The organism is Desulfitobacterium sp. (genome assembly GCF_982384815.1).
Map to the genome: position 1 here is coordinate 1 of NZ_CEVWNY010000098.1, position 11,851 is coordinate 11,851.

Consider the following 11,851-nt stretch of genomic DNA (forward strand, 5'->3'; position numbering starts at 1 on the left):
GTTAAGGCTTGGACCCAGTTCCAATAACCGGCATTATCCGGATGGCTGGCCCGGGTAGTATATCCTTTTTCGGCAAGTAACCTTGGTAAACTATTATACTCGTTGTGGGGGTATCTAAAGAAGGTACTCCCCCTTCTTACCGGATATACAGAAGCATTTGCCAAGAGTTCAGCATCAGAAGTGGTTCCATTCCACACCTGTTCATAGAAATTAGGAAAATAGATGCTATCCTGCAAAAGCCGATTCAAAGTCGGAGTTATTTCTTGACCATTATAGCTTTGATCAACGACGAAATTCTCCAGTGACTCCACCTGTAACAGGATAAGATTATGTCCCGCAAATACTCCTTTAAACTCCTCAGAAGGTGTATCTTCTTGATTTTGGCTATACCAATTTTGGATTTCCTCCTCCTGATCAGGAGTTAAGTCAAGGATCTGGTTTTCTTTGAAATATACATAGCCATCATAGAAATGATAGCCGATAGGAGATAAATTTCTCATAGTGTCTGTAGGAGCCCAACAGATCCGAAAGACGATATTGTTTTCCCCATTTTCTACTCGGTCATAGCGATAATGAGCGGAATAAATAAAACCCGTCGCTAGTAGGCAAATCAGAAGGAACCAAGGGAGTTGTCTTGAAATTCCCTTTCCTGCCTCCCTTGAAAAGACCAGCAGGAAAAGACCTAATAAGCTATCGATAATAAAAAAAATATCGGAGAAATAAAAGAGGGATAGGATCGAACTACCTAGGTCTTCCAGATTAATTATTTGCTTGATAAGGTGAAAGGTAAGAAAATCACCATATCCTCGATAATATACTAAATCAGCCAGTAATAAAAAACCCAGAAGTGCACTAAAGCACCAGGTTACCCAGAGGCGCCTTCTCCCCTTAAAAATTAAAGGGATAGAAAAAAATAAAAGGGTAAAACAAAAAGCAATATTACTGGATAATCTATAATCATTTTCAAAATAGAAGTTCCACGAGTTATTCCAGGAAGTGGTTAATCCCATAAAGGCAATAACTTTGATATAGCCCAATATAAAGGCTCCCCACCAAAAAGGATCGGGTATGAAATCAAGGATAATACGGAGGTTTTTCTTTACGGAATTATATTGAAGAACAGACATTTTATCACCTAAAGATTTGTAGTTTTATTTAGTATGCAAAAGCAACAGTATCCATTATAACACAATCTTTCCAAAGCACATAAGCCTGCCCAAGGGGGCATAGAAATCTTGCACCGGATAAAGATCCTTCGCTCACGCTCAGGATGACATCCAAACAAAAGAGAGCCCGAACTAGGGGCTCCCCTTCTTATCACTGAACTAATCCGCCCTAAGACCCCCGCCTCTATAGGCGGCGGGTGCCAAAGGGCGGTTAAGTCCAGTATGGACTCGACTAACCTTCAGTGGGGGTTGAATCCCCCTCTGAAGGAAGTCTCGTTCAATGCATACGATTCAATTCCTTAGCAGCTACCGCCGCAGCCTCCACAGCTGCTGCCGCAACCTTGACCACCGAAATCTTTTGCCAAGCGGATTTCAAATCCACTGCCGGCTTCGTTTTCCACGAAATCGATAAATGCACCTTCTAGATATTCGGAAAGAGTGCTGGCGGTAATGATAGATACTCCATATTCTTCATCCAGAACATCCACTTCTGTTTTAGCATCTTCCAAGGCCATCCCAAAACTTGGGCCACCACAGCCAAATCCGGCTAAGTAGAGGCGCAGATAGGAATTCTCCTTATTTTGTGCTTTTCGCACTTCTTTAACTTTTTGGGCCGCAAGCTCAGAAATTTTAACCATTCTATTCATCTCCTTATTTTTGACCTTGACGATCTTAATTTCGCACTTTAACGATAAGCATAGCTTATAGTTTATATATATTACTTTATCATCTTTTAGGTTCAAATCAAAGTAGCAACCTGGTCCCAAAACAATAATTTGGTAATTTTCACAAAAAACTAAACTTCAGATGGAAATTCCATCTGAAGTTAGGCCTTTTACTTAAGATAATCAACCATATTATTGTCTTTGAGAACCACATCGTGAGAACCACCTTCGACAATACTGGTTGCCGAAACCAAGGTGATTCGCGCATTTTTCTGCAACTCAGGAATGGTTAGAACCCCACAGTTACACATAGTTGAGCGAACTTTGTTTAAGGAGAGGGTCACATTATCCTTTAAACTGCCGGCATAAGGAACGTAGGAATCCACGCCCTCCTCGAAGGAAAGCTTCTTATCGCCGCCCATATCATAACGTTCCCAGTTTCTGGCCCGATTAGAGCCCTCACCCCAGTATTCCTTCATATAGCTTCCATTAATATTGACCTTGTTGGTAGGACTCTCATCAAAACGGGCAAAATATCTTCCTAGCATGATGAAGTCCGCACCCATTGCCAAAGCCAGGGTCATATGATAATCATAGACAATTCCCCCATCGGAACAGATGGGAATATAGATCCCGGTCTCTTCAAAGTACTCGTCCCGAGCCTTTGCTACTTCAATAACTGCAGTAGCTTGTCCACGACCAATTCCTTTTTGTTCCCTGGTTATACAGATGGATCCGCCCCCGATACCGACTTTTACGAAGTCTGCTCCGGCTTTAGCTAGGTAGAGGAAACCGTCCCGATCGACAACATTACCGGCACCAACTTTAACGCTCTCACCGTAGTGTTCACGAATCCAGTCAATAGTTATTTTCTGCCATTCTGTAAAACCTTCTGAAGAGTCAATGCATAAGACATCCGCACCGGCATTGACTAAGGCGGGGACACGCTCGGCATAATCCCGGGTATTAATACCTGCTCCCACCACATAACGCTTGGAACTATCTAAAAGTTCATTTTCATTCTCTTTATTGGAATCATAATCCTTACGGAAGACCATCGCCTTTAGCCGTTGCTCCTTGTCAATTAAAGGCAAAGCATTCAATTTATGATCCCAAATAATATCATTAGCTTCTTTGAGGGTTGTTTTTTCATCGGCACAGATCAGATCTTCAAATTTAGTCATAAATTCATGAACTTGGATATCCGTGGACATCCGGCTAACTCGATAATCGCGACTGGTAACAATACCCAATAATTTCCCATTTGCAGTACCATCATCGGTAACGGCTACTGTGGAATGTCCTGTCTTTTCTTTGAGAGCTAACACATCTGCTAAAGTATCCTCAGGCTTCACATTGGAATCACTGATGACAAAACCGGCTTTATGGTTTTTAACTCTTGATACCATTTGCGCCTGATTGGCCACTGTCTGAGAACCATAGATAAAGGAGATGCCACCCTCTTTGGCCAAAGCAATCCCCATACGGTCATCTGATACGGACTGCATGATAGCCGAGACCAATGGAATATTCATCATTATTGAAGACTCTTCACCCTTTTTATACTTGACCAGAGGTGTTCTTAGACTAACATTTGTAGCTACACATTCGGTAGAAGAATATCCGGGGACTAAAAGGTATTCCCCAAAAGTCCGTGAAGGTTCATTAAAATAAACGGCCATTTTATTATCACTCCTGCATCGTTAAAATTTTATCTTTTATAATATCATTAATTGCTATAAAAAAACAAGCCGTTCTTATATTTTTCATCCCTTGCCCTGCTGCAATAACCTTACTAATGTCTCATCAAAATGCTGGTCCTCATCCCGGGTTCGCTTGCCGGGTCCCTTAGTCCGCCCGCCTGCCCGGCGGTATTTGGCTTTCAGCTCCCGCTCCTCCAACAGATTCGGCATTTGCCCAGGCTGGTACTCCTTGCCGGCCGGGCCCAGGGCCTTAGCACCTTTGCCCAGAACCATGGCAGCCAGGCCAATATCCTGGGTGATGATAAGATCTCCTGCCTCACTTAAATTCACTACTTTAATATCTGCCTCCTGGGGACCATTCCCTACCACAATATGATGATCGGAACTAATTTCATGGTTAAAACTAGCCACAGTCCATACAGGCACACGGAATTCACGACCACGCTTTAAACATATTTGCAAAACAGCTTTCGGACAAGCATCGGCATCAATTAAGATTTTCATGGTTTAAGAATTCCTCTATCAATAGAGGTCAGGATTAGCCTTTCAATATACTCATAAATTTGGGGGACCCTCTCTTTAGCAATATTCGCCCGTTTTAAGACCTTCTCGCTGGTAATACCCGGTCTTTGCCAAGTGTGTCCATCCGTATTGTAATTGAGCAATAAAGGCTGGAATCGGTCCAAAGTTGCCGCAAAAGCCGCTTCTTCGGTCTCCATCTCTTCAAATTCCCGCCAAAGATCCATTATCATCTTACCTTGATCCTCGGGGAGAATACTGAATAAGCGGTCCGCTGCCATCCGTTCTCTTTCATCTTTGTCCTCATACCCTTTTTCATCGTAGCAATAGGTATCTCCTGCATAAATCTCTACTAAATCGTGGATCAGCACCATTTTGATTACTTTTAAAATATCAATATTTTGGTCCTCGGCATATTCGGAAAAAAGCATAGCCATCACTGCTAAATGCCAGGAATGTTCCGCATCATTCTCATTACGCCTACTGCTAATGGTAATACTTTGCCGGGTTATATTTTTCAGTTCATCTATAGTCACTATAAACTGAATCTGCTTCTCCATTCTTTCACTTATCATTTGGGACCTCTCCTTTGTTATCTAAAAGATCCTTCCGTCATTCTTCCTTCAGGATGACACCGGAATTAAGATCAATTACTTATATTGAATAGGATCTTTAATACCTGCTTCGGCAAAGCCTTTAAGCCTCAGAGTACAGCTATCACAGGTTCCGCAAGCCTTTTCTCCCCCACGGTAGCAACTGGTGGTTAAATGTAAAGGTGCGCCGTTATGGACAGCCAGACTAATAGTCTCTGCCTTGGAAAGATGAAGCAAAGGAGCCTTAATCCTGATTGTTTGACCGTTTGCTCCGGCTTTGGTTCCCACTTGGGCGACCTTTTGAAAGGCTTCTAAAAATTCCGGCCGACAATCTGGATAGCCGCTATAATCTATTGAACTGATGCCGATAAATATTGCCTCTGCACCCACGACCTCAGCATAACCCAAAGCATAACTTAAAAATAAAATATTCCGAGCCGGCACATAAGTAATCGGGATCTCACCATTTTCTACGTAATCGGGAACTTGCAGTGATGAGTCCGTTAAAGCACTTCCACCCACATTATCAAGCTTGATGAGCCGGTGCGCTTTGACCTGATAATAGCGGGCAACAGCTTTAGCCGCCGCTAACTCTCGTTGATGCCTTTGTCCGTAATCGAAGGACAGAGGAAATAAATCATAACCCTCCTGAGCTGCCACACTCATACAGGTGGTACTGTCCAATCCTCCTGATAGCAATACAACTGCTTTTTTCATCAGCGAACTCCTTCAGTTGATTTTCGTTTAAGTAGTCTTAAGACTATCCTTAAATTTAGTTCGATCCTTGCGGAAAAGAATCAAAGACCAAATATAGCCCCCGAAGACTTTGGCAAAAAACTGGCCAAATACCGCATAGGGGATAAAGGTGCCAAAAGCTAAAGTAGGGAAAGCAATCGAGTCTACAGCAGCTGAGGCAATATTTGAACCGTTAACCTTAAGAAAACGCGGATACTTCTTCAATGCTTGGTAAACCAAGGTATCGGTTATGCCTGTGAGTAAAAAGGCAATAAAGGAAGCGGTAGCAATCGTCCCGGCGTTACGGTTAATAAACCAAGACAAAAGGGCCCCTGTCCCTACGAGCAATAACATCTTCGGCCAAAGATGCTTACGTCCCCACTTTTCGTGGAGGGAATCCCGTGCTACTAAATCAAAGGCAATCAGCAAAAAGGCATTAATCGGTGTTGAGATCGGCCCAAAGTAAGTTACGGATAAATTGGCAGCTACATTCGCTGCCAAATAAGCCAGAACAATTAACATTATTTTTACTCCTCTTTTTTCTATCAAAATATTATAACTCTATGACTAATCCTGAGCAAGGCTTGATTTTCAATAAATGCTCATTTATCAAAGAGTCCACCTTTTTTATAACTCTTTATTCCTCCGCGAGCCTGGCCAATCTTTGCTGCCGCTTTAGTCGGTCCACCTTGTTGAGCACTCTTTTGCTTCTTCTCCTCGATAATCTTCTTCATTAACTCGATGCTATTCTTGTCCATAAAATCCTCCAAAATTTTTATCGATGGCTTAACTTTAAGGTTAATGCAACTTATTCTGAGCTATTTGTTCAGCTAATTCACTAAGATAAGTCCAGCGTTCCAGGGCTTCTTCGAGTCTTCTCTCCAGGTCTTCCTTAGTTTTGATCAGTTCATTGAGTTTACCGTAATTGCTGCCCGCATTAATCATATCCTGATTAACTTCCTCCAATTGACTCTCTATGCCCGCAATCACGTCCTCAATCTGCTCATATTCACGCTGTTCTTTGTAACTCATTTTGAGGGGTCTTTCCTTGGCCTTGCTCGGCTGAGCGGAATCGCTTATACCTTCCTTTGCCAATGATTGCTTTAACTTTCTATCCCGCGACTCCTGGGAATCAAGGTTTTCCGAGACAAACCCCTCCATCTGTTCTCGATACTCCGTATAGTTGCCAATGGTGGAGCGAATCCTTCCCTCCCCTTCGAAAGCAAGAATCTGCTCAGCGACCCGATCCAAGAAATAACGATCATGGGAAACGGCGATAACTACACCGGGGAAATCCTCAAGATATTCTTCGAGGATGCTTAAAGTTTGGATGTCTAAATCATTGGTAGGCTCATCTAAAAGCAGCACATTGGGGGAATTCATCAATATCTGGAGAAGATAAAGTCTCCTTTTTTCCCCTCCGGAAAGCTTCTCAACGGGGGTCCATTGTTGAGCAGGGGTAAACAGGAATCGCTCCAGCATCTGGGAAGCTGTAATTACCCCCCCATCCGGAGTTGGTATTACCTCCGCCACGGATTTAATCACATCAATGACTTTAGCTTGAGGTTCGAATTCTTTACACTCCTGAGTAAAATAACCAATTTTGACAGTAGGCCCCCATTCGATCTGCCCTTGATCCGCCGGGATTCGTCCCGCCAGGATATTCAACAGGGTGGATTTACCGCTGCCATTGGGACCAACGATCCCAATTCGCTCATACTTGGCAAGAATAATGCTAAAGTCTTCAATGACTACCCCGCGACCGGGGTATGCTTTACGCAGATGGGAACACTCGATAACCTTTTTTCCTAAGCGAGTTGCTCCTGCGGTGACTTTTACCTTACCCGCCTTTTCCTCCGGTTTATCCGCTTGAAGTTGTTCAAACCGTTCAATTCGTGCCTTTTGTTTTGTGGTACGGGCTTGGGCTCCCCGGCGTATCCAAGCCAGTTCGTTGCGCAAACGATTTTGACGTTTGCGTTCAGTAGCCTCTTCCTGTTCCTCCCGCTCCGCTTTCAATTCTAAATAACGGCTATAATTACCGGGGTATGAATAAAGTTTTCCCCGATCCAGTTCAAAAATTCGATTTACCACGCGATCCAGAAAATAACGATCGTGGGTAACCATCAAAAGAGCACCTTTGCGTTTATGCAAATATAGCTCCAGCCAATCCACCATCTCATTATCGATATGATTGGTGGGTTCATCGAGGATAAGTAAATTCGCGGGCTGAATCAGAGCGCAGGCCAGAGCTACTCGTTTGCGTTGTCCTCCGGATAAAATTCCTACAGGAGTATCAAACTGGCTTATCCCCAGCCTAGTAAGAACGGCCTTGGCCTCACTTTCGATTTGCCAGGCGTTGAGACTATCCATCTTTTGGCTCAATTTAAGAAGATTATTCTGAAGATCGGGATCATCGGAAGCTTGATTCAATCGCTCCAAAGCAGTTTCGTACTCCCTGAGAAGCTGCATGAGGGGAGAACTTCCCCTAAATACCTGTTGCAATACGGTAGCATCATCATCAAAATCCGGTTCCTGAGGAAGATACTCCAGCTGTAGGTCGTTATTGGTTATGATCTGTCCCTCGTCAGGTTCTTCCTTCTTAGCCAAAATCCTTAGCAAAGTGGACTTACCTGTTCCATTCACACCAATTATGCCGATTTTTTGACCTTCCTCAATGCCCATAGAAATATCTTTAAAAAGAACTTTAACCCCGTAATTCTTAGTTAGGGATTCCGCAGTCAAAAGATTCATCTTATTTATCCCCTTATATTAAAATTCCCCACCTTAGGAAGAACCCCTTGAGTATACCATTTCATATAGTTTCAATAAACCTCATTTTCTCACATAATTCATTATAATGGAAACACCCTTTTCAATCTAAATTATTAAGCCAAAAAAGGAAGGCCATTTTACCGGTCTTCCTTCTTTGATTTAATTTGGTATTCCTTAACTTAATCAGGTTTATCCCTGAGTATTGATCAGGTGCAGCATCTTTATTCCCATTTCTAATTCCAGACGATTTTTGCTGTCTTCCAGGTCTAGCTGGGCTACTTCTTTGATACGCTCCAAACGATAGAGTATGGTTTTATAGTGAATAAACAATTCCTTGGCTGCCTTACTGGCATTTCCATTACATTCCAGGAATACCTCCAATGTTTTTAGCAGATCGGCCTCATTATCTTTGTCGTATTCGAGAATTTTGGTCAAAGACTTTGGAATGAACTCCTCCAAGGAGTTTCTTTCGGCAAATTTGCAAAGAATGCGAAAAACACCTAGCTCAGAAAATGCTACCACGGAGCTTCCATTGTGGATCATTCCCCCGTAACTTAAAGCATCTAAAGCTTCCTTATAACTACGAGGAATCTCCTCGGCACCGTTAGCTAAATCCCCGATTCCTACTTCAATAACGATCTTTTTCAGTCTCTTCTTGACTTGCCCCCGAGCTTCTTTGGCAATCTTCTTAGCTCTCTCTAATGAATTACCCTGAGTATCGGTCAATGGCAAAAGAAGAACAATCTTATCTACTTTATTGCCAAGAATGAAGTCCCGACTAAAGGTTTTTATCGTACCGGAGATGATTGAGGTAATTTCCGATTTAATGCTTTGCAGAGCCATCTTTTGTTGGGAACGTTGCTCGACATGATAAGCATCCAAATTCCTTAAGTCAAAAAGAATGACATAATAAGGCCGATTCAAATCCCATTCCATTAAGGCGAGCCTCTCTTGGGCATTTGTCGAAGCTAATTCGCCCGAAAGGATATGCTCAATTAAATCATTCCTAAACTTATACTCAACTTCTTTCACCGCAAATCTTTTTACCATATCCAAAGTCGTCACAGTGGCGGCTTGTTCAATGCTAATAAAATCCATATCTCCAATAGGTTTATTTAACTCCGCGATAGTTAGATAACCCTTCATTTGGGTAAAGGCCTGGATCGGAACTACCACTTGGGATATACATTGATCTCCAAGGTCGGGATAGCATACGGATTGACGGTAATAGGAAAACTTATCATTAAGATTTTCCCTTAAGGCAAATTCCTCAGGCTCTACAAACCGATCTAACAGGGGATTCGTACTCTTGATGCATTTAAAGTTCTTATCATAGACTGCTACCGGGTTTCCTACCAGTTCTTCCAGGGTATTAATAATCGCTTCCAAGCCTTCACATTGCAAAGCCAAAGTAGTAAACCGTTCTTGAACATCCTTATAGTATTTTAACTTTACCACTTGGGAGTTAAAGAGCTGCTCCATGACCGGATACATAACATCAATAAAGCGAACATTCCCGTCCAGTTCAATGACCGGCAAGCCATATTCATTACCTGCCTCAATGATCTCCGTGGGAATATCATTGACAAAGCGCCGGACTTTAACGGCCAAAGCTGAGACTTTTTTTTCTGCCATATTACGAATAAACTCCCGATAATCCATCCCTTCCCCAGGTCCGGAATACAAGCTGGTTAGAAGAAGTTCCCCACCCGCCAACCAATTGACAATATCCGGAGCTTCAATGATGGTAACACCTTTGACCACATTATCAAGCTTTTGGTAGCCGGCAACTACTTGGGAAGTTTTTAAAGGGCCCACCCGTAAAAGATCTTTAACGGTAATCTCCAATGTTACCACCTCTTCGCTCTAATCTCCAACCTTTGCCATTGGAGCGCCTTATAATTTTATATCGCGATTGCAATCCTTGGTATAGATATAGGTAAAAGGCGTACGTCCTACACCGTAGCAGGCCTGGGGAACATATGGCCCGAACCAAATAAAGTCTTCCTTCTTGACCGGAATCCATTGATCGTCAATAAGATAAACTCCCTCACCTTCTAACAGGTAGAGCCCATGTTCCTGGACATGAGTTTCGATAAAGGGATGGCACCCCCCCGGTAAAAAACTCAGGGTATGGAAGTTAACATCAAAGCCTAAATCCGTGGGGAGTAAATCCTTGATGCGGACATTCTCCATGCCATCATAAGGAGCATCCGGCATATCGTTGAGACGTCCTACCACAATTCGTGCTTCAAAGCCTTCGATGGGGCGATAACGTTGTTTGTAAAGAAGCAACCGCCAAGGTGCATCGGAATCATTCTTTAGCTCCATCCCCAAAGAAGCGGGAGCAAACACATAACCACTTTCGTCAATGCTGTGTTCTTTCCCTTCAACGGAGACTTTTCCTTGACCACTCAAGCAATAAATGAAAGTCTCAATTCCCTCTTCCTTAAAAGGTTTGACCGTGCCACCTCCCGGCAATACTTCTACAGTATACATAGCAAATTGGGGGCCATAATGAGGTGAAGCAATAATACTAACATTGCATTGCTGAAGATTAGGAAGAACGTTCTTTACCCGCCCTTCAGGAGGAATCAAGGCGTACCTCCCATGTTTAACAATAGCCCGTGTTGATAACAGATCCTTCGGATAACCCATATCTTATTCCCCTTTCATTATTTGTATCTATAGAGAAATTAAACAATTAGCACTATATTCTTAATGTTCGTGATTCCTTAGTTTTCCCCTTTATCCTTATTGGATAAATCTAAACCTACTAATTCGTATTGCTTTACCCTCTTTTTCTAAGAGCTGTCGTAGAACTTTGGGAAATCAAAACTCATTCTTTAGCAAAATAAGATAAAGGAAGTTAGAAAAATAAACCGAATAGGTTGGTAAACCCGAAAACATTATTCCCTGGAGAACCCTAATTATCCAAAAAGGAGATGACCTAATAATGAGTCGTATACTTAAAGTCCAGACCTTAACTAAGGAAGCCTTCAGCCCTTTCGGCTATTTATTGTGCCCTAACCCGGGAATTGCTCCCTTCAAAAACACCCCGCCTATTTTTACCGATCGGATGCCCTTTGAAGTGGACGATGGAGAATCGGAGTTTGTCTATGCCTTATTGGAGCGAAAAGAATTCAAGTTCTCCAGTCTTGAACGCCATATTAAAGTAACCCAGGGGTTTTTTATGATGACCGGTGGCCCAGCAATTATTACCGTTGCTCCTGCCACGAATCCCCATGATCCGGAATCTTTACCATCCTTAGACTCTGTGCGTGCTTTTCTCTGGGAACGGGATATGTGTTTCGTTCTTCATCGGGGTGTTTGGCATGGCACCATTCTTCCCCTTGAACCAAAATTCGCCTATATCTTGGCAACCCGCAAGCAGACTTCCGACGAATCCATTGCCCCACTTTATGACGGTGATGTACAAATCCGGGAGTTAGGCGAGACCTTTGAACTAAAACTGTAGACAATTAAAGAAAACCCGGCTTCGCCGAGCTTTAGCGAAAGCGAGGCCGCTGGTTGCCCTTATGCGCCCGCAGACTTATACTTTCTGATAAGCCAAGAAAGATCCTTCAGTCGTTCCTCCTTCAGGATGACATAACAATACTACCTCAGGATGACATAACAATACTACCTCAGGATGACATAACAATACTACCTCAGGATGACACAACAATACGGCTTCA

At 42.9% G+C, this 11,851-nt stretch carries 12 protein-coding genes; 1 reads left to right on the forward strand and 11 read right to left on the reverse strand.

Annotated features, from left to right (window positions below; genetic code table 11):
* From AC1U9U_RS12800 to allE, 11 genes are all read right to left on the reverse strand, one after another.
* Positions 1 to 1,127 (reverse strand): LTA synthase family protein (locus AC1U9U_RS12800; RefSeq protein ID WP_479960938.1); only part of this gene is annotated, 1,127 nt, incomplete at its 3' end.
* 338 nt (positions 1,128 to 1,465) lie between these two features.
* Positions 1,466 to 1,804, reverse strand: coding sequence for a HesB/IscA family protein (locus tag AC1U9U_RS12805; protein WP_479960939.1), 339 nt, complete (start codon positions 1,802 to 1,804; stop codon positions 1,466 to 1,468).
* Between the two features lie 197 nt (positions 1,805 to 2,001).
* Positions 2,002 to 3,513, reverse strand: a complete 1,512-nt coding sequence (locus tag AC1U9U_RS12810) for an IMP dehydrogenase (RefSeq protein WP_479960940.1) — start codon at positions 3,511 to 3,513, stop codon at positions 2,002 to 2,004.
* Between the two features lie 84 nt (positions 3,514 to 3,597).
* Positions 3,598 to 4,038: a YaiI/YqxD family protein gene (locus AC1U9U_RS12815; protein ID WP_479960941.1), complete on the reverse strand. Its 441-nt coding sequence runs from the start codon at positions 4,036 to 4,038 to the stop codon at positions 3,598 to 3,600.
* Positions 4,035 to 4,628 (reverse strand): HD domain-containing protein, encoded by a 594-nt coding sequence (locus AC1U9U_RS12820; RefSeq protein WP_479960942.1) that lies wholly within the window; start codon positions 4,626 to 4,628, stop codon positions 4,035 to 4,037. The genes AC1U9U_RS12815 and AC1U9U_RS12820 overlap by 4 nt, the downstream gene beginning before the upstream one ends.
* A gap of 75 nt (positions 4,629 to 4,703) precedes the next feature.
* Positions 4,704 to 5,363: a 7-cyano-7-deazaguanine synthase QueC gene (gene queC / locus AC1U9U_RS12825; protein WP_479960943.1), complete on the reverse strand. Its 660-nt coding sequence runs from the start codon at positions 5,361 to 5,363 to the stop codon at positions 4,704 to 4,706.
* A 27-nt stretch (positions 5,364 to 5,390) separates the two neighbouring features.
* The gene (locus AC1U9U_RS12830) at positions 5,391 to 5,903 is read right to left on the reverse strand and encodes a VUT family protein (RefSeq protein WP_479960944.1); all 513 of its coding nucleotides are present in this window, start codon (positions 5,901 to 5,903) and stop codon (positions 5,391 to 5,393) included.
* A gap of 80 nt (positions 5,904 to 5,983) precedes the next feature.
* The gene (locus AC1U9U_RS12835; RefSeq protein WP_479960945.1) at positions 5,984 to 6,139 is read right to left on the reverse strand and encodes a hypothetical protein; all 156 of its coding nucleotides are present in this window, start codon (positions 6,137 to 6,139) and stop codon (positions 5,984 to 5,986) included.
* 40 nt (positions 6,140 to 6,179) lie between these two features.
* A complete protein-coding gene (locus AC1U9U_RS12840; RefSeq protein ID WP_479960946.1) occupies positions 6,180 to 8,132 on the reverse strand; it encodes an ABC-F family ATP-binding cassette domain-containing protein in 1,953 nt (650 codons plus the stop codon).
* Between the two features lie 210 nt (positions 8,133 to 8,342).
* The gene (locus AC1U9U_RS12845) at positions 8,343 to 10,001 is read right to left on the reverse strand and encodes a PucR family transcriptional regulator (RefSeq protein WP_479960947.1); all 1,659 of its coding nucleotides are present in this window, start codon (positions 9,999 to 10,001) and stop codon (positions 8,343 to 8,345) included.
* A gap of 48 nt (positions 10,002 to 10,049) precedes the next feature.
* Positions 10,050 to 10,811, reverse strand: a complete 762-nt coding sequence (gene allE, locus AC1U9U_RS12850; RefSeq protein ID WP_479960948.1) for a (S)-ureidoglycine aminohydrolase — start codon at positions 10,809 to 10,811, stop codon at positions 10,050 to 10,052.
* Between the two features lie 298 nt (positions 10,812 to 11,109).
* Here allE and AC1U9U_RS12855 point away from each other — a divergent pair, with 298 nt between their 5' ends.
* Entirely contained in the window at positions 11,110 to 11,631 is a 522-nt protein-coding gene (locus AC1U9U_RS12855; protein ID WP_479960949.1) for an ureidoglycolate lyase, read from the forward strand.
* The last annotated feature ends 220 nt before the right edge of the window (positions 11,632 to 11,851 follow it).